General features: G+C 35.9%; 21 protein-coding genes. 17 read left to right on the forward strand and 4 right to left on the reverse strand.

The window, feature by feature from the left end; genetic code table 11:
* Positions 1 to 15 precede the first annotated feature (15 nt).
* Genes QWZ08_RS19400 through QWZ08_RS19445 form a run of 10 tightly spaced genes read left to right on the forward strand, consistent with a single transcriptional unit; the run spans position 16 to position 11,335 of the window.
* Positions 16 to 573 carry a restriction endonuclease subunit S gene (locus tag QWZ08_RS19400; RefSeq protein WP_290339190.1) on the forward strand — a complete coding sequence of 186 codons (558 nt, stop codon included), beginning with the start codon at positions 16 to 18 and terminating at the stop codon, positions 571 to 573.
* Positions 574 to 578: 5 nt separating this feature from the next.
* The gene (locus tag QWZ08_RS19405) at positions 579 to 2,108 is read left to right on the forward strand and encodes a type I restriction-modification system subunit M (RefSeq protein WP_290339191.1); all 1,530 of its coding nucleotides are present in this window, start codon (positions 579 to 581) and stop codon (positions 2,106 to 2,108) included.
* 1 nt (position 2,109) lies between these two features.
* Positions 2,110 to 3,372, forward strand: a complete 1,263-nt coding sequence (locus tag QWZ08_RS19410; protein WP_290339192.1) for a restriction endonuclease subunit S — start codon at positions 2,110 to 2,112, stop codon at positions 3,370 to 3,372.
* A 2-nt stretch (positions 3,373 to 3,374) separates the two neighbouring features.
* Positions 3,375 to 3,908: a TIR domain-containing protein gene (locus QWZ08_RS19415; RefSeq protein WP_290339193.1), complete on the forward strand. Its 534-nt coding sequence runs from the start codon at positions 3,375 to 3,377 to the stop codon at positions 3,906 to 3,908.
* 4 nt (positions 3,909 to 3,912) lie between these two features.
* Entirely contained in the window at positions 3,913 to 4,473 is a 561-nt protein-coding gene (locus QWZ08_RS19420) for a toll/interleukin-1 receptor domain-containing protein (RefSeq protein WP_290339194.1), read from the forward strand.
* 11 nt (positions 4,474 to 4,484) lie between these two features.
* Complete coding sequence (locus QWZ08_RS19425) at positions 4,485 to 5,267, forward strand: TIR domain-containing protein (protein WP_290339195.1); 783 nt, start codon at positions 4,485 to 4,487, stop codon at positions 5,265 to 5,267.
* Positions 5,264 to 6,436: a toll/interleukin-1 receptor domain-containing protein gene (locus QWZ08_RS19430; RefSeq protein WP_290339196.1), complete on the forward strand. Its 1,173-nt coding sequence runs from the start codon at positions 5,264 to 5,266 to the stop codon at positions 6,434 to 6,436. The genes QWZ08_RS19425 and QWZ08_RS19430 overlap by 4 nt, the downstream gene beginning before the upstream one ends.
* Before the next feature lie 8 nt (positions 6,437 to 6,444).
* Positions 6,445 to 7,407: a hypothetical protein gene (locus tag QWZ08_RS19435; protein WP_290339197.1), complete on the forward strand. Its 963-nt coding sequence runs from the start codon at positions 6,445 to 6,447 to the stop codon at positions 7,405 to 7,407.
* Positions 7,407 to 10,634, forward strand: coding sequence for a type I restriction endonuclease subunit R (locus QWZ08_RS19440; protein WP_290339198.1), 3,228 nt, complete (start codon positions 7,407 to 7,409; stop codon positions 10,632 to 10,634). Before QWZ08_RS19435 ends, QWZ08_RS19440 begins: the two co-directional genes overlap by 1 nt.
* Positions 10,634 to 11,335, forward strand: coding sequence for a M48 family metallopeptidase (locus tag QWZ08_RS19445; RefSeq protein ID WP_290339199.1), 702 nt, complete (start codon positions 10,634 to 10,636; stop codon positions 11,333 to 11,335). The genes QWZ08_RS19440 and QWZ08_RS19445 overlap by 1 nt, the downstream gene beginning before the upstream one ends.
* A gap of 177 nt (positions 11,336 to 11,512) precedes the next feature.
* Here QWZ08_RS19445 and QWZ08_RS19450 read toward each other — a convergent pair whose 3' ends face one another.
* From QWZ08_RS19450 to QWZ08_RS19460, 3 genes are all read right to left on the reverse strand, one after another.
* Positions 11,513 to 12,253, reverse strand: a complete 741-nt coding sequence (locus tag QWZ08_RS19450; protein WP_290339200.1) for a LytR/AlgR family response regulator transcription factor — start codon at positions 12,251 to 12,253, stop codon at positions 11,513 to 11,515.
* Positions 12,253 to 13,041, reverse strand: coding sequence for a sensor histidine kinase (locus tag QWZ08_RS19455; RefSeq protein ID WP_290339201.1), 789 nt, complete (start codon positions 13,039 to 13,041; stop codon positions 12,253 to 12,255). Before QWZ08_RS19455 ends, QWZ08_RS19450 begins: the two co-directional genes overlap by 1 nt.
* A 687-nt stretch (positions 13,042 to 13,728) precedes the next feature.
* Complete coding sequence (locus tag QWZ08_RS19460) at positions 13,729 to 14,754, reverse strand: hypothetical protein (RefSeq protein ID WP_290339202.1); 1,026 nt, start codon at positions 14,752 to 14,754, stop codon at positions 13,729 to 13,731.
* Positions 14,755 to 15,355: 601 nt separating this feature from the next.
* Between QWZ08_RS19460 and QWZ08_RS19465 the strand changes: the two genes are divergently transcribed.
* From QWZ08_RS19465 to QWZ08_RS19475, 3 genes are all read left to right on the forward strand, one after another.
* Complete coding sequence (locus QWZ08_RS19465; RefSeq protein ID WP_290339203.1) at positions 15,356 to 15,817, forward strand: hypothetical protein; 462 nt, start codon at positions 15,356 to 15,358, stop codon at positions 15,815 to 15,817.
* A gap of 104 nt (positions 15,818 to 15,921) precedes the next feature.
* Positions 15,922 to 16,953, forward strand: coding sequence for a hypothetical protein (locus QWZ08_RS19470; protein WP_290339204.1), 1,032 nt, complete (start codon positions 15,922 to 15,924; stop codon positions 16,951 to 16,953).
* A 356-nt stretch (positions 16,954 to 17,309) separates the two neighbouring features.
* Positions 17,310 to 17,639: an HIRAN domain-containing protein gene (locus QWZ08_RS19475; protein WP_290339228.1), complete on the forward strand. Its 330-nt coding sequence runs from the start codon at positions 17,310 to 17,312 to the stop codon at positions 17,637 to 17,639.
* A 353-nt stretch (positions 17,640 to 17,992) separates the two neighbouring features.
* Here the strand turns inward: QWZ08_RS19475 and QWZ08_RS19480 are convergent, their stop codons facing one another.
* Positions 17,993 to 18,298, reverse strand: coding sequence for a hypothetical protein (locus tag QWZ08_RS19480; RefSeq protein WP_290339205.1), 306 nt, complete (start codon positions 18,296 to 18,298; stop codon positions 17,993 to 17,995).
* A 396-nt stretch (positions 18,299 to 18,694) separates the two neighbouring features.
* Between QWZ08_RS19480 and QWZ08_RS19485 the strand changes: the two genes are divergently transcribed.
* From QWZ08_RS19485 to QWZ08_RS19500, 4 genes are all read left to right on the forward strand, one after another.
* Complete coding sequence (locus tag QWZ08_RS19485; protein WP_290339206.1) at positions 18,695 to 19,090, forward strand: plasmid mobilization protein; 396 nt, start codon at positions 18,695 to 18,697, stop codon at positions 19,088 to 19,090.
* A complete protein-coding gene (locus QWZ08_RS19490; RefSeq protein WP_290339207.1) occupies positions 19,075 to 20,349 on the forward strand; it encodes a relaxase/mobilization nuclease domain-containing protein in 1,275 nt (424 codons plus the stop codon). The genes QWZ08_RS19485 and QWZ08_RS19490 overlap by 16 nt, the downstream gene beginning before the upstream one ends.
* A gap of 16 nt (positions 20,350 to 20,365) precedes the next feature.
* Complete coding sequence (gene mobC, locus QWZ08_RS19495; protein WP_290339208.1) at positions 20,366 to 22,330, forward strand: conjugal transfer protein MobC; 1,965 nt, start codon at positions 20,366 to 20,368, stop codon at positions 22,328 to 22,330.
* A gap of 130 nt (positions 22,331 to 22,460) precedes the next feature.
* Positions 22,461 to 24,590, forward strand: a complete 2,130-nt coding sequence (locus tag QWZ08_RS19500; protein WP_290339209.1) for a helix-turn-helix domain-containing protein — start codon at positions 22,461 to 22,463, stop codon at positions 24,588 to 24,590.
* Positions 24,591 to 24,595: the final 5 nt, after the last annotated feature.

A 24,595-nucleotide genomic window follows, 5' to 3' on the forward strand; every position in this document is an offset into this window, starting at 1 on the left:
AACTCTACAAATATAATGCAGCAGGCAATAGAAAACATATCAGATATCAAAATAGGCTTCCCCGGTCAGGCAGAAGTGCAAGGTAACATCCCCTTCCTCCAGCTACGGCAATTTAATGACGACGGGATGCTTTTGACCAATGATGCTGACTATATAAAGTTAACTGAAAAGATTGGACCCCATGTCCTGCAAAACGGCGATGTGCTATTTGTGGGAAAAGGCCATCGGTTGTTTGCCTGGTGTTACATTGACAAAAATATACCCACGGTGGCCTCATCAAGTTTCTTTGTAATTCGCCCGAATACTAAAAAGATTCACCCGGAATATTTAGCAGCAATCCTAAATGCCCCACAAACAAAAACAGCTTTAATGCAATTGGGTGGCGGCACTAATATTTTTTCAATTCGCAAATCAGAGTTAGCAGCTTTTCAAATACCAGTTTTACCAATGGATCAACAAATCAGGGTTGCATCATTGGCCAGCTTTCATCAAAAGGAAATACAACTGGCTAAAGAATTAATTAGCCAGAAACAAAGCTTGTATTCCGCAATCATTTCAAAACTTATTAAATAATCAATATGGATAAGAAGTTAGACCAATCAGATATTAATAGAATAGTATGGAAAGCCTGCGACACTTTCCGGGGCACTATTGATGCTACCCAATACAAAGATTATATACTCACCATGCTGTTCCTAAAATATGTTACTGATGTATGGAAGGATAAAAGGGCAGCCTACGTAGAAAAATATAAAAATGATGAAGTGCGTATTGAAAGGGCATTACGCAGCGAACGTTTTCAACTTCCTGCTGAAAGTTCTTTTGATACCTTGTTTAAACAACGTAATGAAAGCAATCTGGGTGAGTTAATAAATATTGCATTGGAGAAATTGGAGGATGCTAACCGAAGCAAATTGGAAAGAGTATTTCGTAACATAGATTTTAATAGCGAAGCAAATCTTGGGCAAACGAAAGACCGCAATCGGCGCTTAAAAAATCTACTGGTGGACTTTTCTGAATTGGATATTCAGCCTTCACATTTGGAAGGTAATGATATCATTGGCGATGCTTACGAATTTTTGATTGCGAAATTCGCCAGTGATGCCGGGAAAAAGGCGGGTGATTTTTATACACCAAGTGAGGTATCTACTCTATTAGCAAAGCTGCTTGCACCAGAGCCAGGTTATCGCTTATGTGACCCTACTTGTGGTTCAGGCTCGTTACTTATTAAAATGGGCAGAGAAGTTGGAAGTAGTAATTTTTCTCTCTATGGACAGGAAAATAACGGAAGCACTTGGGCGCTGGCAAGAATGAACATGTTCTTGCATGAATTTGATAATGCGACTATCGAATGGGGAGATACCATCAATAACCCGAAGCTGTTGGAAGGCGATCAATTAATGAAGTTTCATGTGGTAGGGGCAAATCCTCCGTTTTCTTTAGATAAATGGGGTGCCGAAGATGCGCTGGCTGATCAATACAATCGCTTTCATCGTGGAGTGCCCCCAAAAAGCAAAGGTGACTTTGCCTTCATTACACACATGATTGAAACTACCTATGAAGATATTGGCAGAGTTGGTGTAATAGTGCCGCATGGTGTTTTATTCCGTGGTAGTACTGAAAGTAAAATAAGGGAACAACTAATAAAAGAAAATCTTTTAGAAGCTGTAATAGGCTTGCCTGCTAACTTGTTTTTTGGAACCGGTATTCCTGCAGCTATCTTAATTTTTAATAGGGCAAAAGGTGAAAATAAGGATGTGCTATTTGTGGATGCCAGCAGAGAATATGAAGCAGGTAAAAATCAAAACAAGTTAAGGGAAGATAAAGATATTCCACACATTGTTGAAACTTACAAAGCCTTTAAAGTAGCCCAAGCGCTAAACTCAGATGAAGGTGCAGTAATAGCTGAAAAATATGCATACAGGGCAACTTTAAAAGAAATCACTGAGAATGATTTCAACCTAAATGTACCACGCTATGTAGACACGTTTGAAGAAGAAGCACCAGTTGAAATCGCCGCTACACAATCTGAAATTACCCGTTTAAAAAGCGAACTGCTGATTGTAGAAAATAAAATGAATGAATATTTAACAGAATTGGGATTTTAACATGAGGAGTAATAACAAACATAAACCTGGCTTTAAACATACGTCTTTAGGTTGGATACCCATCGAATGGGATGAAGTAGACCTTGAAAGTGTAACAAATAATAATCGTCCAATATCCTACGGCATCGTTCAAACAGGAAAATTAATTGATGGAGGTGTAAAATGCGTGAGAGTACTTGATTTGGTAAACGGTAAAATAAACCCAGAAAAGCTGATAACAACCACGCAGAAAATTAGTGATTCTTATAAGAGAACTATTCTAAGAGAGAATGATCTAGTTATTGCATTAAGGGGCAAAATTGGGGAAGTAGCAATAGTTGATAGTAAATTGGTTGGATGCAATTTAACAAGGGGAGTTGCACTTATATCTCCTCTACAGAAATACTCTCATACGTTTTTATACCAGCAGTTAACATCGCCGCATTGTAAAAAAGTTTTCGAACGTAATCTCAATGGGAGTGCATTACAAGAGCTATCAATTAGTATAATAAGAAAAATTCCTATTGCTATTCCAAAATCTCTTCCTGAGCAAAATAAAATTGCTGCCATACTAAGTACTTGGGATGAAGCCGTTACCAAAACTAACCAAATCATCTCTCAGCTTAAGCAACGAAATAAGGGATTACTACAACATTTAACAACTGGAATAGAAAGATTAAAGGAATTTGAGAAGACTAAATCCCACGTTTTGCCAATTCATTCATTTGCCGAAGAAATTTCAAAGAAAAACACAACTGATTTAGAATTAATTGTTTTATCCTGTACTAAGTATGATGGGTTAGTTCCCTCTCTTGAATATTTCGGAAGAAAAATCTATAGCGATGATTTAACAACATATAAAATCGTTTCAAGAAATTGTTTTGCTTATGCAACTAACCATATTGAAGAGGGTTCAATTGGCTACCAAGCAAAATATCCGGCGGCATTAATTAGTCCGATGTACACAGTATTTAAAACAGATGATTCTGTTGATGATGAGTATTTATACAAAGTTTTGAAATCACATCACTACATACACGAATACAAAAAAAGGATGGAGGGTTCAATTGATAGACGTGGAGGTTTAAGGTGGGATGAATTTTCAAAAATAAAAGTATTAATTCCTTCATTGAAAGAGCAAAGAGCAATTGCAGATATTTTAAATAAAGGTGACGAAGAAGTTAAGTTACAGCAACAACGACTTGCAGCGTTGCAACTGCAAAAGAAAGGATTAATGCAGAAACTGCTTACGGGTGAATTGAGAGTTAATACATCAAATTCTTAAAAATGGCAAAAAGTATTCGAAATTGTTTCGTTAGCTATCATCATGACAGGGATCAAAAATATCTCGAAAAGTTACGCCGTACTATAGGCGGAATGATGGTGGCAGATTATTCTCTGAAGGACGACATTGGTGATTTCACTGAAGATACAATTTACAAAAAGATTAGAAGCAAAATGCGGAGCTGCTCGGTAACTATAGTTCTTGTAGGTGAGCGTACAGGTCATAGGAAATGGATTGATTGGGAGATTTGGGCTTCGCTCAGAAGTTACAGCCATTCTGACCCGCTTAGATGTTTTAAACCAAACGGTTTACTTGCCATTTATTTGCCAGTTGACGGTTATTCAATACCTGAACGCTTACAAGATAATATTGATTCTGGCTACGCAGTTTGTATGGATTGGCGCAACTTAGAAAGTGACTTCGAGAGTAAGGTCAACTATGCTCACTGGAAGAGAACTAACAATGCCTATAAGATTGATAATAGTAGAGAGCGCATCGATAATAATTATTGGGATCTTTTAGGATTTAAAATTTAGAGTTATGGCATTAAACAGATTTTATTATCCCACGAAGTTCAAAACCCGAAATGACTTTCTTCTTTTGAACGTGAAGTGTGTTTTTATCTCATATCAACAAAAGGATAAGAATGAAGCTAAACAGGTAGCTGACTATTTTCAAAATGCAGGAATTGACGTTTACTTCGATGAGTATGATACAGAATTGAGGATACACCACCAAGGGAATAATCCAAAAAAAGTGACAGAGTCGATATGCAATGGAATTAATAACAGCAGCCACATGATCGTTATTGTTTCACCTAATACGGTAAACTCAAGTTGGGTGCCTTTCGAAATAGGCTATGGTTTTGAGAAAACGGATTTAGGGGTATTATGCTTGAAAGGTATACCCAAAGGCAGCCTGCCCGAATACATAAGAACAGCACCAATTATAAGGGATATTTATGATCTAAATAATTTAATAGGAAGATTGACAGGGAAACCAAGGGAGGTTCTTTTAGAAACAAAGATGATGAGCAGTTACGATAGTGGGCAAAATCCTTTAACCAGGGTAATGGACTCATTAATTAATGACCAATATTAAAAAGAAGCATTATGGCAAAATGGGAAGACTATGTATTGACGAAAATTTCGTTCAATCAGGAAGGACGGCAAATAGAAGCCGCTTTCGTATATGATGATTATGAAAATCATATTGATAATGGAGAATTAAGAACAAGAGATTGGCTTGTGGCTGAAACTCAAAAGGGTAAAACATTTTGTGGTGCAACCAGGTCAGCGGACGGATGGTACCGTCTTGGTCCATTCAATTATGAAGGCGCATTCAAATGGGATTTTAAATTGCCTCAGGCTCTAACAAGAAGGAAAACTTTTCTTAGCTATTACCATCATGATGATCAAGCCTTTCGAGAAAGTTTTCAGAAAATTACCACCGATTTAATAACAAGTATATCTGTCGAAAATAATGATATTGATTCGGATAATAGTGACGAGTATATTAAACAGTTGATCCAAAAAGATTACATATGTGACATCACTGTACTCATAGTTCTTGTTGGTCCTAAAACAAAATGCCGAAAGCATGTTGATTGGGAAATATCAGGAGCATTAGATCACAAGGTTGGAGATAGATATGCTGGCTTAATTGGTATTCTACTCCCAACTCACCCTGATTATGGAAAGGGCACGTACAATTCTGACAACTTACCAGAGAGATTAGCAGCGAATGCTAACTCTGGATATGCTCAAATTTATGATTGGACAACAGACAGAATTAAGATACAGAATTGGATCGAGGCGGCATATGGAAGGAGATCTGAAGACAAGAAGATTATTAATAGAAGTATACCTCAAATGCAAAATAATTCTTGTGTATGAATAACAGATTAAAATATCCTCTTTCAATATTTGTAGTTTGGCACCCCAATTTTATTCAGGGGAAAGAAATTGCCAACAACTTATATAGTACTTTTTGCAGGGATATAAAAGAGCCACTGTCCCGTGGCTTAGGCATACCCGTGTATTATCGTTCGTTATTTGTGGATAAGGTACCTATACCGGTTCAAACAACTAATGCAAACCGTAATGCAATTGTATTGTTGATAGATCAACAATATATGATAGATGATGGGTTTAGGGCTTACACTGAGACACTTGCGCAGCTGGTTGATGATAACACAAGAGTATATCCCGTCGCATTATGCGAGCAATCTTATGGTATAGGTTGCAACCTAGAAAAATTACAATTCATCCGTGCTTACCACGGCGATTTGTCCGTTTCAGAAAATCTACAGTTTTCGCTAAAGAAAATAAGGTCAGAGATGTTGCACGATTGTGCAAGGCTAATGATGAATATGCAACCGATATGGATGGATTACAAAACTGCAAAAACACCTTCACCAGTAAAGTTGTTTCTAAGCCATGCAAAAAAAGATGGATTGGTTGCAACGGAAAACTTTAAAGCTTTTATCGAAAAGGAAACTAAACTTGATGTATTCTTTGATACTGTTGATGTGGCTGATGGCTATGATTTCGAAAAACAATTCGAGGACCAGATTAAAAATTCTGCCTTAGTTGTATTCCATACTGACGAATATTCATCACGAGAATGGTGCAGGATAGAGGTATTAATAGCGAAGCGAAACAAATGCTCAATTGTAGTTGTTCACGACATTAAAAATGGTGAAAAAAGAGCATTTCCATATTTAGGTAATACACCAACTATAACTATGCAGTCAGATGAGGAAAGCAGCTTTTATGAAATTGTGAATTTAACTTTATTGCAAGTACTCAATAACTTATTCCAGTTGCAATTACTTCAAATTATCCAGAGCGGATACGAACAAGAGGGAACCGAGTTTATATCAATAACGTCCCCGCCAGAACTGTTTAACTATATTGATATTCTAAAAAAGAAAGTTGAGGTAGGAAAAAAGTTAGTCATTTTATACCCTGAACCCCCACTCGGAGCAGAAGAATTGAGAATATTAAATGAAATAGATGCTGAAATTAAGTTCATAACACCTATTAGTTTACCAACCTTATAAGTTAAAAAATGGAAAAAGAATTAAACATATCTGGCGTTTCTAAAAACTTGGCTGCATCCATTGCTGACCAAACTGAAGAACAGATCGATATTACCCATGCTTCTTTTCTGCATGGAAGAAAAATTGCCATCTCAGTTTCTGCAAGTGAGGAATTAGATTACTTAGGACTTTCTCTCAATCACCTTGATGATATATCCATTGAAATAGCCCGTTACCTGATTGTAAATGGAGCTACTATGCTATATGGTGGCGATTTAAGACAGGGTGGTTTTACAAGACTTTTTACAGAATTGTCCTATCAGTATAAATATTTAAGTGATAGAGAGCGGCGATTTGTTAACTATTTTCCGTTTCCAAATTCTAAGTCTCTTACAATAGAAGATAAGGCAGATTTTGTCAAACAACAAGTTGAGCCAATTATTTTGAATGTACCTGTGCATTTAGGTGAGATTGACACTGATAAAGAGTATAAACCATTTACTGATGTGGATGATAGATTCATCTTTTCCGAATGTTTTGCAGATATGAGAATAGCAATGGCAAACGATAGCAATGCAAGAATAGTTCTTGGAGGCAAACAGAAGGGATTTCTTGGTTATTTACCAGGCATCATTGAAGAAGCTTATTACACTTTGACCACCAAGAAGCCCATTTTTATCCTTGGAGGTTTTGGTGGTGCAGCAAAATCTTTGTCACAGCTCATACTTGGAAAACAACCAACCCAATTAACAAATGAGTTTCAATACGAAACCGATTTTTTCAAAGAGTTCAAAAAGTATTCCGAGGAAAAATCTATAACACCAATAGATTACGATAGGATTTCTGAATTTTTTCAAAGTCATCCAATAGAATACATCTCTGAATTGAATGGACTCTCTGTGGACGAAAACAAAACACTTTTTGAAAGCACAAATATTCATGAACTAGTATTTCTGGTTATCAAAGGGCTAAAAAATATATTTAGTAAATAATGTTTCAGGTACCATCATTCAAAGAGGATCACATATCTCAAATAACTGCTTTGCAGTTATTGATAAAACTTGGCTATAAATATCTAGCGCCACTAGAAGCATTTGAAGCCAGGGGCAATCGAATTTCTAACGTCCTGTTAGAAACAATACTCAAAAAGCAGTTACAGCAAATCAACAGAATTGACTACAAGAACAAAGAATTTCAATTTTCAGACACCAATATCAACACAGCTATATTGGCCATAAGAGATTTACCGTTACAGGATGGTTTTACAGCGGCCAATAAATTCTTTTACGAGCTGATAACATTAGGCAAAAGTTTAGAGCAAAATGTACTGGGTGATAAAAAAAGCTTTTCTTTCAAATACATCGATTGGGAACATCCTGAAAATAATGTTTACCATGTAACAGAAGAATTTGAAGTGCTGCGTTCCGGAAGGTCAGACACTTATCGACCAGATATTGTTTTGTTCGTCAATGGCATTCCAATGGTGGTGATTGAATGCAAAAGCCCAAACTTAAAAACCCCTATCGATCAGGCAGTAGAGCAGAGTTTAAGAAATCAAAAAGATGATGGTATCCGTTCACTATTTCAATACTCAAATATTGTAATGGGACTCGCTGTGCATCAGGCTAAGTATGGCACTACATCAACCAGTAAAGAGTTCTGGGGGGTGTGGAAGGAACAATTTCGAACAAAGGAAGAGGACGAAAATTATGTGATTAAACTACAGCGGTTAAAAAATGCACCATTACCCGATACTGACAGAACAGTTCTCTTTAAAGAACGTTTTCGTTTTGTATTGGAGTATTTTAATAAGTTAGAAAGCAGCGAAGTTATTGTTACGGAGCAGGATAAATTATTGTTCAATTTATGCAGGAAGGAAAGACTGTTAGATATAATTTATCACTTTATTTTATTTGACAACGGAGAGAAGAAGATTTGCCGTTATCAGCAATATTTTGCCGTCAAATTCACTTTACAGCGAATCGAAAATATTCTGCCTACAGGCGCAAGACGTGGTGGAGTTATTTGGCACACTCAGGGAAGTGGAAAGTCGTTAACTATGGTTATGCTGGCGCAATTGATTGCAATGGACCCCAAAATTAAGAATCCAAAACTTTTATTAGTAACAGACCGTGTTGACCTGGATGACCAAATTACGGATACATTTAAAAAGTGTGGTAAGCAGGTTAAACAGGCAAATACAGGTAAGCATCTGGTGGAATTACTAAAGGACAAAGATGATGGCATCATAACAACAATCATCAATAAATTTGAAGCAGCCATCAAAATTGCTGAACCATTTACCAGCAACAATATTTTTGTGTTGGTAGATGAAGGGCATCGCAGTCAGTACAACAATTTTAATGTCTACATGCAACGGGTTTTTCCAAATGCGTGTTTTGTGGCTTTTACAGGCACTCCGTTAATGAAAAGAGAAAAGAATACTGCTGCCAAGTTCGGCGGCTTAATCGACGTGTATTCTATTAAAGATGCTGTTGAAGATAAGGCGGTGGTTCCTCTATTATACGAAGGAAGGCACAACGTAATGGAAGTAAATGAAAAGCCTTTAGATAACTATTTTGACCGTGTAGCAGAAGATTTGACTGAATACGGTAAAGCCAGTTTAAAACGTAAATTCTCTGCAAAGAATAAAATAGTCCAGTCACTAAGTTTTATTGAAAATACAGCCTGGGATATTTCAAAACATTTTGTGGAGAATATTCAGGGTACTGGGTTTAAAGGGCAGTTAGTTGCACCCAATAAATTGTGCGCTATAAGATATCGTGATGTACTGAAAGAGATAGGAAAAATATCCGTTGAATTATTAATCTCTGGCCCTGACACAAGAGAAGGCGATACAGATGTTTTTGAAGAAAGCGATGATAAAGTAAGGGCTTTTTATAAAGCCATGATGGATAAATATGGCACACCTGACAACTATGAAAAATCAATCATTAATGGTTTCAAAAAACAGGAAGAACCAGAGATAATTATTGTTGTTGATAAATTACTAACTGGCTTTGATGCGCCGGTAAACAGAGTATTATACCTAACACGAAATTTAAAAGAGCACACCCTATTACAGGCAATTGCAAGAGTAAATAGATTGGCACCCGGTAAAGATTACGGTTTGATAATTGACTATTATGGAAACCTTGAAAATTTAGATGGTGCATTAAAAATGTACGCCGGAGAGGATGATTATGATGATGAAGATCTAATTGGTACCGTAACTGTCGTAACTAAGGAGTTAGAAAAATTGCCTCAAGCGCATTCTGAATTGTGGGATATATTCAAGGTAATTAAAAATAAATACGATGAACCTGCGTATGAAGAACTCTTATCTGATGAAGAAAGGCGACATAAGTTTTACGAGAAGCTTTCTGCTTTTGTAAGATTATTGAAATTGGCCTTATCAAGTGTCGAATTTGCAAACAATACCGCTCCAAAGCAAGTGGACAAATACAAAGCCGATGCAAAATTCTTTTTAGGGTTGCGGGTTTCAGTTAAGAGACGCTTTTTTGACGAGTTAGATTTTAAGGAATATGAAGCACAAGTCCAAAAGTTAATCGATAAACATATTACTACAGATGGAGAGGTATTAAAGATTACCGAGCTGGTTAATATTTTTGACAAAGAAGAAAGAGAAGCAGAGATAGAGAAAATTACTGGAAAGGCGGCAAAAGCTGACCATATTGCCAGCAGGACTATTAAAGCCATCAGTGTGAAAATGAACGACGACCCTGTATTCTACAAAAGGTTGTCCGAACTTATAAAGCAAGCCATTAAGGACTTCCATAATCAACGTATTTCCGAAGCAGACTATCTGGCTAAGGCAAAAGACTATGAGAACACATTCTTTACCGGTAAGAGAGACAATGTTCCTGCAGCATTAAAAGATAATGAAACAGCTATTGCATACTATAACTTGATATGTGAAGAGTTTAAAGAAAGCTTGTCTTCAAAAGCCAATCGAGTTGATATAGCTGTTGAAGTTGCATTAGGGATTGACGCTATTATCAAGAGCAATCTATTTGAAAATGGAAAGCAGTTAATTGATTGGATTAAGAATGATGATATTAAAGGAAAAATCACCATTGAAATTGACGATTTGTTATTTGATTTTAAAAGCAAATTTGATATTGATTTTGGTTTTGATCACATGGATGTATTGATAGCAGATAGCATTAAAGTTGCGGAATCAAAATACAAAGATTAATGAAGCAACGAATTCAATTTGGCACAAAGAATATCGATTTTACATTATCATTTGTAGAAAGAAAATCGTTAGCTATAAAGGTTCATCCCAATTTAAAAGTTGAAGTATTGGCCCCATTTGGTAGCGACAGCAAAAAGGTATTGGCGAAGGTAAAATCAAAGGCTCCATGGATACTTAAACAAATTGAACAATTCAAAACTTATAAACCGGGCACACCCCTACGCAGGTTTATAAATGGCGAAACACATTTATATTTAGGTCGTCAATATCGTTTGAAAATTGTACCGGATAAGATTAACGTTATTAAAGCTTTCCGGGGCCAATTATTTATTCATGCAACAGACACAAATAAGGATGCTTTGGAAAAGCAGTTACAGCAATGGTATAAGCAGAAGGCAACGATTGTATTTACCGAGATGATAAATGAAATATTGCCTCAATTCAAAAAGTACAAAATTAAACAGCCGGTACTGAACATTCGTAGGATGTCAAAGCGCTGGGGAAGCTGCACTCCTGCAGGAAAGATTATCCTTAACACTGAGCTGATTAAAGCGCCCAAAGGGAGTATTGAATATGTGGTAATACATGAGTTAGCACACTTGGTACACCACAACCACACCAGACCTTTCTTTGATTTGCAAAACCGCATGATGCCGGATTGGAAAAAGTGGAAGGATCGGTTGGAATATTTTTTAGCTTGATGCTGCCTTAAAACAGGTGTAATTTGGCTACGAAACTCGGTATTTCACTTTAGCGTTAACAGCCGATTTTAAAAGCCTGAATATTGTCATTTTTGTACATTTTTTTGCATCTTTAAAGTCGGACATTCTGAAACTGAACAATATTGGTAGAGAATTTGGATTTGTTTTCATGGATGACTATAAACCACCGAATTTAGATAATAATTTATCCTTTTGCACGCGAGCCACAGGGAGTTCGACTTTATTGTCCATGGTAATAATGTAATCAAGTCGATTGAAATGCTTTACCTTATTTAGGTTAATAATGAATTGGCGATGAATCCGAAAAAAATGCCTTTCTTCCAATAAATCCTGCACATCTTTTAATGTTTTAGTAATAATAAATTTGCTTCCATCATCCATTATTAACACTGAATAATTCCCGCTTGCTTCTGCATAAACTATCTCTGCAAGACTAATAAAAGAAACCCCGGCTTGTGTAGAAACAGCAATTTTTTTGATGGGCTCTCCATTAATTTGCTTTTGCAATAATCCAATTTGTGTTTCTGTTGGATGATTATTTTTTGCAGCCTTTTCAACTGCATCAATCAAATCTATTGCAAGGATAGGTTTAACTAAATAATCAAGAGCGTTATAGCGGAAAGCTTTTATTGCGTATTCGTTATAGGCCGTAACAAATACTATATTAAATTGCAGCGGCATCAATCGTTCCAATAATTGAAACCCATTTAATTCAGGCATTTCGATATCTAAAAAAAGCATGTCCGGTTGCAATTCTTTTATTGCTGTCAAAGCCGTAACTGAACTATCATAGGTACCAATTAACGAAACTTGTTTGCAATATTTTTGCAACTGTAACTGCAAAAGTGCAATACTATCTGGTTCGTCGTCTATAATAATTGTTTTTAGCAGGCTCATTATTTAATGGGCAATTTAATTGTTATCAACGTACCACTTGGCTGGCTCAAATCGTTGTAAAGGTCGGTCGTTTTCACTTCTGCAGATAGCTGATATTTTTCGTTTATAAGCGCTATGCGCTCCCCGGTTATTTGCGTGCCGTAAGACTTGTGTTTTTCAGCAGTTTTACTTTTTAATTCCGCTGCTTTTAGGCGGCCTATACCATTGTCAGTAATAGTTATTTGCAGTAAAGAATTATTATCGAGTTGAGCAAAATGGACATTTATATTGCCACCTTCTTTTTTGTGCATTAATCCATGCCATATAGCATTTTCAATATAAGGTTGTATCATCATGGGCGGAAGCTCTATGAAATCAACATCCACGTTTTTGTCTACTGCTACTTCGTAGAGCAGCTTTTCTTTAAAACGCATTGCTTCTAATCTAAGATAGAGTTCTATAGTGGCAATTTCTTCCGAAAGAATCACTTTTTCCCTACGCGCATTATCCAAAGAGCTGCGTATTAGTTGTGCAAACATGCTCAGGTATTCACTGGCGGCTTCATTATTGTTTTGTTCTGTATAAAGTTTTATTGAATTAAGGCAATTAAAAATAAAGTGTGGATTCATTTGGCTACGCAACGCGGCAAAATTTACATCGTTAATACGGCTTTGTAAGTTGGCTTCTTTTAATTGTTGGGAAAGACGTTGTTTGCGGGCAAGAAGGATCACTCCAACTATCCCTAGAAGAAGTAATAACACAATAAACGCTACGGCAAGGATGGCCACAAAAAGACTGTTAGCTTTCATGATTTGTTATGAGTATCCTTTTTTCATTAAGATAAAAAATAAAAAAAGCGTAAAGGATTAGGCAATATCTCATATCGTTCAAAATCAATAAAAAATAATTTAAGAACGTGGCTTGAGATAAAGACATACCGCCTTGTATATCTTGTGTGGCCAAATCGAAAATAGAGCATCCATAAAAGAGTATTACACTAATACCAAACCAAAAAGCCGCTTCAAGTTTTAACATAACGACAGGCTTTTTAAGACTTATTTCAAAAATTAATAAGAAATACAATAACACGTCGATAAACGTTCCTAGCGCTAAAGCAATATTTGAGAAACGATTTACTCCGTTCTGAGCAATACTGAAAATCCAAAATAGGGTAAAAATTACAGTTGAGAAGATTGTGTATTTTCTGTATTTGGTATTGGATAACAAATCAAAAATTAGATATTGAAAGGGGAAGTCTATTAAAAGGTAAAAATTATAGAGAAAATTATTGTTCCCATTATTGAAACGAATTTCTTTGATGTAAAATCCCAAAAATTCAATAAGTAGTGAAAAAATCAAGTAGTAAAAAATAAGCTTAAACGAAAAACTAAACTTTCTTTTTAACGAAAAACTTACCATTATTGTAGTTGTTTCGACTATGTGCCTCAAAGCAAATTTTACTATCAATTGAAAATTAATTAATCTGAATGAGTTATTTATTGGGGGCAATTAGTTGGGCATTTTTCAGTATAATCTGCGCCCAAACCGGCAAAATTATTGTAATTATTCTTTAACGTTCTTTTCGTAAAAGATTCTTTAGATAAATTGTAGGATGCAACAACATGAAGCTTTCCTTGAAATTTATTAAATCCACCAGGTTTTCGAAATCTGTTTATAACAAATGAAAACTTTATTAAATTGAAACGATTATTACAATCGCCACCATTATCTTCATACATTCTTATTATTTGCTGCATTGGCATAAATGCATATCTTACATCATTGTCCTTAATTTCATTGTCATCAAGGTTCTTTACAAACTTATGTGTGTCTCGTCTTGATGGTGGATCATGTGTTATATAAATCTTACTTAGTGGATTTTGAAACTGGTTCTCGAAATTAATAACATCAGTGTCACGTAATTTTTTTTGGAAATTACCTTTCTCGTCAAACCTATAAAAAACTCTTGATAGATGGTCTATTACTGTTCTGACAGAATCAGTACCCATCTGTTTTAATATTATCGGTTCAAATATAATTATCATACTGTCCTTATCCAAACCATAGTGCATTTTAATACCGTAATAGTATGAATTGGAAGGAAGATAATTTTGATTTTGTAATGTTTTCGCCATATCAATTAGACCAGTTAAACTGACCGATTCTTCAGTTTTTTTTAATTCTCCAAGAGAAGTGTTGCCCTTAGCGTCAGTTCCTTCAATCTTAAACATTTCACTAAATTTTGTACGACCAGGCACAAAATCAGTATCATGATCATAATAATACATGTTGGTTTCCTGGTCAAATATATCGCCGAAATTTAATGGGTGTTCAGCCTTTATCAATTCGCATAAATTAAGACTGGAGTCTTTCATGACAATGTTTTTTTCGTAAGAACCACCATTTGTTTTTGAACTTATTAAAGGTTTGGTTGTATTGGCAGAATTTTTCGTTCTGCTATCTATGCAACTATTTAAAAATGTTGCCATAATGGCAAAAATGGTAATTAAAAAAAATTTCATAACAATTTTTTTGTGTAGTAATTAAATTTAGATTCATACATACTTTTCTATTGGAATTTCTGCTAAATTAAAAATGTCTATAGTTAGATCAGAAAGAATTGTTTAACGATATTCATTTTAATGATGAGTTGAAACATTTGGCTAGTGAGCTTGGAAGAAGACGCTTTATTATAGCGGCAGAAAAGCGAATTATTTGGAGGTGGCAATTGTCTCATAATTATATTCAGATTATTAAGATACATAAAATTGTCAACTTTACCGTTTCAAATATTTTACAGAAATTTTTTCTCCTCAGTGAATGTCAGATAATAAATAATTTTTGCACTCCAATCGCCAAATCCATCAGTTGGCACAGAAAAATAACAACTTACCTCAATGACGCAAATAACCATCTATTGGCGTCTGTATGTTTGCTCTGGAATTAACAACCACTTAGCCCAAAACGGAAATTAAAGTAGGCGTGGGAAGGCCAAAGTTTTACGAAAAAGTTTAAAGGTCTGGTTGCTAAGGCGCTACTATTCGTCAGCAAGCATTATATCAAAGCTTGCTGTAGACTGGCAAAAAGTTCGCAATTATTCACCAAATATAAAAATCAAAAAAAATGAAAAAGTTAATTTTAACAGTGGCTCTAGGTATTGCCTTATTCAGTTTGACATTCGCACAAACAAGTAAAAAAGAAATTCGTAGCGTATCCGTTACATTCAACACCACGTCCAATGACAAAGACCATGACACTTATCTTGATGTCTATTTGAATTATCACGATTATCAGGATAACACCGATTACTATGTTGCAAAAAAAAACGGGATTGGCGGACATTGGAACAATGGCTCATCTAATAACGTAACGCTAGATATGGCAGGTAAGCTTGATTTGGAACAGCATAGAGACGCCCTTATTAAGTTGCATATTTCACCTAATGGAAACGACAAATGGGAATTTGACTATACTGTCAATATTGTCTATGTCGATGAAGATGGTAACGCAAGAACGCTTACTAAGGAGTTCAAAGGGAAAATTTTAACCCAGGATAATCAGGACACTTCGGACGCATTATTTTAATACTCACCACTTCAATTTTTGGACGGATATTCTAAAAATTGAGTAGTCTTTTACTGTGACTTTTTAAGCTCTGTCCATTAACATAATTAACTAAAATAATTTTTATGAACAATAATCTCACTCTTAAATTTTTGTACACATTAGTTGCGGTTTCTTTTGTAAATCTAAAAACAAATGCGCAATCATTCTCAGATCACAATAATAAAACGCTATTTAATATACTACCTCAAAAGAATTTTTCCTACGATGTGGGTGGAACATCTGCAGATATTTCCTGGCTATTTGCCAGGCATAAAAAATATATCTATTATGTCGGTCCTCAGCCAAAAACTATGATTACTGATATAACTACTAAGCCTGATAATGCCACAAATTATACAACTGCCGATAACAGCCTTGTCTTTGTTACTGGCTCTATTTCAAACGTTAATTCGGCGTACAAATCATTCTTTTCAAATCTAAACCAACCTACCGTTAGTCTTGCAGTTGCATACGCTTTTAATAATGCCTTATGGATGAATTGGGATAAGCTCAAAAGATTGAAGCAATGGAACGGCTATTTAAAATTTTTCGTAAATAATACCGTCAGTGCTTACTACGACGTTGTAAACAAAGATAGTATTGCTGCCAAAAAGTTGCCGTTACTAAATTTTGGTGCTGAATTAAATTACACAAATTTTGCAACTCCCATTCTATGGTTAAACTTTAATCTATCGACGACAGTTGGTATGCCGGTTGACACGTTGAATAGTTATCAAAACTCTATAGCAATTCCTATTAGTTTATCAAATCCAACTGTTGTACCGATTGGAGAAGGTGCAGGAAAGTATGGAGGCGCATTGTCGAAAAATCAAGTTAATTATCGATTAGCATTTACGCCATCTCTATTTTTTAGAGAAGGTTCAAAAATTTGTGCGTTCCCATTCTATGAAATGTACGGCAGTTCAAGTAAAATATGGACACATTTAGTTGGTGGGGCAATAGGAATCCTCGGCAGTAAATTCGATCCTGCGAAAGCCGCTATTTCTCCCGTTCTTGAAGTAGGTATTGACTGGAACTCAAATGCACCGACGCACAATAGATGGAGTGGCGCTAACTTTATAATTTCATTTAAGGGAACTTTCGGAGGCAGTTAAATCAAAAATCGGTATTTAGCCTACTTTTTTTTGCCCAAAAATTGTATTTCATTTCAATGCTTTTGAGGATTATACTGTCTGACAAAGGGCTACAAATTCTATAATTTAAAAGGAAACAAAAGGAGATAATCTTTTGCTATGCATCTTCAATTATGCAAAGCTCCCTGATCAATTTATAATAAGAGTTTAATTAATTGCCAGCCTGAAAAAGGTTTAACCGAAGCGCAGGGCGGAGGGTTTTCCAAAATAATTTGTATTGATATTTCCGGGTTCATTGCTTGATTCAGTAATGCTTTAAAGGTGCCATTGGCAAACTACCTGTTTCCCTTACAAAAGATTTCAGGAAAATTTACCTGCTGCAATGCTTTGTAGCTGGCTTCCGCCACTATGAGGGAATGCAATTGCTTGACAGTATGAAAGAAGGTGATTTACTGGAACTGGTAAGGGAGCCGGAAAATGAATACGATGACTGCGCCATCGCACTGCATTTGCAGAGCAAGAAAATAGGTTTTATTCCCTCTTCACTTAATGAAATGCTCAGCTATTTATTGGATTCAGATGCGTTAAGTTTGTTTGCCATAATAACCCATTTGGAAAAGAGTTCTCAGCCATGGGAGAACGTAGCTATAGCAGTTTATTTGTTCAGGAAGTTAATAAGGATTTACCAGCCCATGCCAGTTATTTAACCAGAATTGAAGCTCCTCATTATAGGACATTAAGTAAGAATAAAAATGAGGCCAAAAAAAAAGAATTTTAACGCTGGATCATCTTTTCGATGATACAAATAAGGTAATCAATTTAGAAACAATTCCAGCTGAACAAATTGAAGCAAAAAATCACTTTTAAAAATGGTATTCAAAATACCCTGTTTCAATAAATAAGCCAGGCAGATTTCTGCATATTAAAGACGATGGCATCTACACTTACATGTACGAAATCGGAGATGATATTCAGTTGGTGAAAGATAATAACGGTGAAGAATTTATGGAGTTTTTTCTTACTTAAAATCAGTCTTTCCAAAATTAAAATATACGGCCTATTAAACGCCTGAAACTTCTTTGTTTTCTTTCGCATCAATTGCAGATTTTAGCAACCTCAATAACCCTTTTTCAACGCTGGTTTTTGAGTCTTCAAAGTCATACCAATTCCCGTCTTTTGTCTTGTATAACTTGCAAGAATTTTGACCGCTTTCGTCACCTTTTTTTGCAAAATTATATTCCTGTAATACTGCAATATTATGCCCCAATGCGTTCTTTAAATCGTAAGGAGAAATAGAATAATAAAATATGCTGCTGTCTTCCAACACAACCTGGCTACTAAAAACATGTTTTAGGGAATCTCTCATTTCACAATAATACTTCAATCTCCCGGAACGGAAATAAAATTTGTTCACATGGCTAAATATTAGCCATGAAAAACTGGCTTTTGGTATAGTATTTCGACCTTTTCCTGTATTGGATTTACCGTGAAAATGATTCGTTGTGAGTGTAAAAAATCTGATACTAATAAACCTGCTATTTCCTATTGGGTGGTCTGCCTGGCCGCAGATTTCGATATTCTTCAAATCAAAAATTACAGAATCTCTTACAATTAGTCTTTTTCAAGGCGTAATGTGCCGGGTCTTGCACATGGCAAGATGTACAAACGTGGCCACGTTTGGAATCTTGCCCCTTCACTCCGAAGTCGTACGGGGGATTGGAAAGATGCTGCAACCATTGATCAAAGATTTAAAAATGAGATTATGAAGAAGAACGAAAATGAGGTAAGGAAAATAATGCTGAAAGTCAGGATGAATGAAAGTGAATTTCAACAGGTGAAAAAGCATCAGCAAAAAAGTACCGAAAAAAATATCAGTGCTTATATAAGGGAAGTCGCCATGCAAAAGCCTGTTTTAATCAACTATCGGAACCAGTCTGCAGATGACTTTTTGAAGGACATGCTTGCTTTGAAAAAAGACCTGAATGGAATCGGAAATAATTTCAACCAGGTGGTGCACAAGCTGCATATTCTTGATAAGATACCTGAGTTTAGGACATGGGTGAATCATTACGACGGGCTGCATCAATCTTTAGTAAAGAAGGTGAATGAAATAAAATTAAGGATGAATCAACTCTACGAAGAATGGTTGCAAAAATAACGATACCAAAAAGTATAGAAGCTGCACTAAACTACAATGAAAAGAAAGTTCAGAAAGGAACAGCGCAATGTGTGTTTGCCGGCAACTATCTAAATGATGCTAACAAAATGAACTTCTATCAAAAGCTCGACGGCTTTGAAACAAACAACCGGTTGAACAAAATGGCTACAACAAAAACGCTGCATGTTTCTCTCAATTTCGATCCAACAGAAAATTTATCTGAAAGTAAGCTTGTTGAGATTGCCGGGGTTTACATGGAGAAGATAGGATTTGGTGAGCAACCCTTTCTTGTTTATAAACATGAAGATGCCGGGCATCCGCACATCCACATAGTAAGCACTACCATCCAAAATGATGGCAGCAGAATTAACACCCATAACATCGGCAGAAATCAATCTGAAAAAGCAAGGAAGGAAATAGAACAAGCTTATGGGTTGGTAAGGGCGGAACGGCAGCAGCAAATAATGAAGCCTGGGATCAAGCCGGTAGATGCTGAGAAAGCTATTTACGGAATATCAGAAACCAAGAGAAGTATTTCCAATGTAGTCAGTGCTGTATTCAGCCAATTTAAGTTCAGTTCTTTACCGGAATTTAATGCAGCCTTAAAACAGTTCAATGTTGTTGCCGACAGGGGAAAAGAAGATGGTAGGATTTACAAGAACCGTGGATTGGTATATCGTATCCTGGATGCAGAGGGAAATAAAGTTGGTGTACCTATTAAAGCAAGTACCATAGGTTGCAAACCCATGCTTGATAATCTTGAAAAGCAGTTTTTGATCAATGATTCTGCAAAAGAATCGCTGAAACAGAGAACTAAAAGTGCCATTGATGATTGCCTGCAGACCTCGCCAGCAAGCATGAACAATTTAGTAGCTGCTTTAAGGCAGAAACAAATCTACACCGTGCTAAGACGAAATGCAGAAGGACGATTGTACGGTATCACTTTCGTTGACAATCAAAACAAAGTGGTTTTTAATGGAAGCGATTTGGGTAAAGGCTACAGTGCTGCCGCACTGCAAAGCAGGTTGAGCCAGGGTGGTAAAGATGTGATAAAAAAAGTAGAAAATAAATCAAGCAGCACATCAAATTCAAACAGCAGCAAAATGGAGCAAAAGCAATTTCACAAATCAAATGAGTTGCCTGTAAAAAATGAAAGCTTGTTAGAAACACTGATGTCTGCAAAAGAGCAATTCGAAAATGTACCTAACAATCTGCTACAAAAGAAACGCAAGAAAAAAAAGAAGAACCACAATTTGTAAACTCTAAAACTATGTTATGTCACAAACAGGGGAAAATGAACAGGGGTTAAGGAAAATAGTTGACCTGACAAGATTTGCCAGCATCTTCATTTTGCTGCTACACTTTTATTACTACTGTTATGCCGCTTTTAGGCAATGGGAATTCAGAAGCACTATAACCGACAGGCTAATGACAAACATCATGCACACAGGTTTGTTCAGTAGCCAATACACTTCCAAGTTTATAACGATTGGATTATTGATTATTTCCTTACTCGGAGCACAGGGCAAGAAAGATGAAAAGATTAACTGGAAAGCTGTAGCGAGTTATTTACTTATTGGCATCCTGCTTTTCTTTAGCAGCGGCATACTATTACGGTTAAATTATTCACTAGAATATATTGCTATTCTTTACATGGTTGTAACAGGCCTTGGTTTTTTACTAATACTGGCAGGAGGAAATTTACTAAGTCGTTTAATCAGGCTGAACCTGTCAAACGATGTTTTCAATTCTTTGAATGAAACATTTCCGCAGGAAGAAAGATTGCTGACAAACGAGTACGCAATTAACCTGCCTGCCCGTTACAACCTTAAAGGACGGATTAGAAAGAGTTGGATCAACATCATCAATCCCTTCAGGGGATTATTGGTTATTGGAAGTCCGGGTGCTGGTAAAAGTTGGTTTGTAATTCAGCATGTCATTAAACAGCATATTGAAAAAGGCTTTGCCATGTTTGTGTATGATTTTAAATACGATGACCTTTCTAAAATTGTTTACAACTGGCTGCAGCAAAGCAAACACAACTATCCGGTTAAGCCATCATTCTATGTAATCAACTTTGATAACCTTTCTATTTCTCATCGTTGCAATCCGCTTGACCCAAACACGATGAATGATATTACTGATGCCACAGAATCTGCCAGGACGATATTGTTGGGATTGAACAGGGAATGGATTAATAAGCAGGGAGATTTCTTTGTAGAATCTCCTATCAACTTTGTCACAGCCATCATTTGGTTTTTGAGAAAATATGAAGATGGAAAGTATTGTACTCTGCCGCATGTTATAGAACTGATGCAAGCTGATTATGATGAATTGTTTCCTGTCCTTAATACTCAACCTGAAATTGAAGTATTGGTAAACCCATTTATAACCGCCTACCAAAATGACGCTATGGAGCAATTGGAAGGGCAGGTAGCATCGGCAAAAATTGGTATGGCAAGGCTCGCCTCACCGCAATTGTATTGGGTGCTGTCAGGCAATGATTTTACACTGGACATCAACAATCCAAAACATCCTAAAATTGTTTGCGTTGGTAATAACCCGGAGAAGCAACAAATCTATGGCGCAGTTCTATCGCTTTATATTTCAAGACTAATCAGGCAGGTGAATAGAAAAGAAATGCTGAAATGTAGTTTGGTGTTTGATGAATTTCCAACCATTTACTTTAACAACATGGATAGCCTGATTGCAACGGCAAGAAGTAATAAAGTTGCCACTACTTTAGCCATGCAGGATTTTAGTCAGTTGAAAAAAGATTATGGAAAAGAGCAGGCGGATGTTATCGTAAACATTACCGGTAACATCATCAGCGGCCAGGTGATGGGAGAAACTTCAAAACTGCTATCAGAAAGGTTTGGAAAGATTATGCAGGACAGGCAGAGTGTTTCTGTAAACCGGCTGGATACTTCTATCAGTAATTCAAAGCAATTGGATAGTGCCATTCCAGCTTCGAAAATTGCCGCCCTTTCTTCTGGGGAATTTGTAGGTTTAGTGGCTGATAACCCCGATCAAAAAATCAAGCTGAAGATGTTTCATGCGGAGATTATTAATGATGCGGATAAACTAAATGAGGAAATGAGACGGTATAAAAATATTCCAGTGGTATCAAATGTATCTCAGCAACAGGTGCTGGATAATTATTACCAGGTTAAGATGGAGGTTAAAAGGTTGATTGGGGAAGAAGTGGAGCGGTTGAAGATGGAGAAGACAGTCGAATAAGGGTAATATGACTGATTAGCATCCTGACCTGACGATAAAGTTCCACTTACGGTTTAGTTTCTGTTATTACTAATAGTAGTTTAAATTTGTTCAAAACAGTCTATAATCTCAAAATATCTTAAACCCAATAGTGAGTACTTTCGATAACAATATTTTTAAATTGGCCTTCAAATTTGTCAACGAGACAAACAAGTCGGTTTTTCTTACCGGGAAGGCTGGAACTGGCAAAACAACATTTCTTAACACTATAAAACAAAATACCTTTAAAAAAACAGCAATTGTTGCACCTACCGGAATTGCAGCCATTAACGCTAATGGAACTACGATTCATTCCTTTTTTAACCTTCCTTTGGGACCATTTATTCCAAATAAAAGACAAATCAGAACTTCACTTGACAGTGCAAAAAAAAAGGTGCTGAACGAACTAGAACTTCTAATTATCGATGAGGTATCAATGTTAAGAGCAGACACATTAGATGCCATCGACTACATGCTAAGAACTACGAGAAAGAAAAACGACTTGCCATTTGGTGGAGTTCAAATCTTATATGTAGGAGACTTATATCAACTTTCTCCCATAATAGCAGACGATGAATGGCAGCAGATAAAAGAGTATTATAATGGCGTTAATTTTTTGAATGCCATGGCAATCAAAAAAGAACCGCCTGTTTTTCTTGAGCTTAGTAAGGTCTATCGTCAAACAGATGATACTTTTATTGAAATATTAAACCAAGTTAGAATCGGCAAGTGCCTCCAAAAAGAAATCGACATAATTAACGGCCGTTTCGACCCAAACTTTCTGAATGAAAATAGCTATGTAGTTCTCACAACACATAACGCAAAAGCAGATTTTATAAATGAAAAGGAACTTAAAAACCTTAAATCTCTGGAACATAGCTTATGGGCAGATGTTGAGGGAGATTTTGATGAAGCCTCTTTTCCAGCAGAAAATTGTTTAAGATTGAAAACAGGAGCAAGAGTGATGTTACTTCGCAATGATAAGGGGAAAGATAAAAAATACTACAATGGAAAAACAGGAATTGTGCAAGATATTGGCACTGAAAAAATATCAATTTTGCTCGAAGATGGTGCTATAACAGAAATTGAAAAGGAAGTCTGGTCAAAAATAAAATACGGATTTAATGAATTGTCTAACTCTATTAGCCCTGTCACTATTGGAACTTTCAGACAATTTCCAATAAGGTTGGCATGGGCAATTACAATTCATAAAAGCCAGGGTTTAACATTTGAAAACGCAGTTGTTGATCTAGAAGGTGTCTTTACACCAGGACAGGTTTATGTTGCCTTGAGTAGGGTAAAATCATTAAACGGGTTGATTTTACATTCCTTAATCAATGAACAAATAATTAATAAGTCGGTTTCTGTTTCGGACGATTCATATATTTCTTTATCAGAAGATAATTTGAATGATCTTCTGATAACTGCACAGGGACTTTTTGCAGAAAAAACGTTGAAAGAATATTTTAGTTGGTTGGAGTTATCAAATATGGTTTCTCAAAATTCCAATTTGATAAACAATAATTCTGCAATGCTGACTGTTGTAGAAAATTTGAAAAAGTGCCATACAACATCGCTTAAATTTCAAGAAGAAATAGGTAGCATTTGTAATTCAAAAAAGGAGGATAAATATTTGCAGCTTCAGCAACGAATCGGTTTAGCAGCTTCGTATTATATAGGGGAAATTGATAAGCGTATTATGCCGGTAGTTAAAGATGAATATTCGAAAACAAAACACAGTGTTAACTTAAAACTGCTTTTCCGTTTTTACAACGAATTAAAAAATGGTCTCGATAAAAAGCGAAATGAGTTAATAGCTGCAGAAAGTTTCATTGAGCACTTTGTATCCCAGGTTAGTGACAATGTTGATATTTATTTAAATTCTCAAAATAAATCTGCAAATCTACATGCATCTTCAGAAGTTAAAGCAAAAGTTATTACGCCCGTTTTTAGCATAAAAACAAATGTTCTGCAGATGTTTAAAAGCGGTAAGTCTATAGCAGAAATATCCAAGGAAAAGTCATTAAATGTATCTGCTATTGAAAATCAGTTAGCTGGGTTTATTTCAACAGGAGAGATTAGCGTGCATGAACTAATTCCTGAAAATGTGTTTCAAGAACTCATAATCTTGATTAAAAGTAACAGTTCATTATCAAGTATTAAGAGCCAGTTAGGAGACAAGGTAACCTACGGTCAGATAAATGCAGCCAAAATTTACCACTCAATAATTCAGAGAGATTAACAATT

The organism is Ferruginibacter paludis (genome assembly GCF_030409685.1).
Taxonomy (GTDB): Bacteria; Bacteroidota; Bacteroidia; order Chitinophagales; family Chitinophagaceae; genus Ferruginibacter; species Ferruginibacter paludis.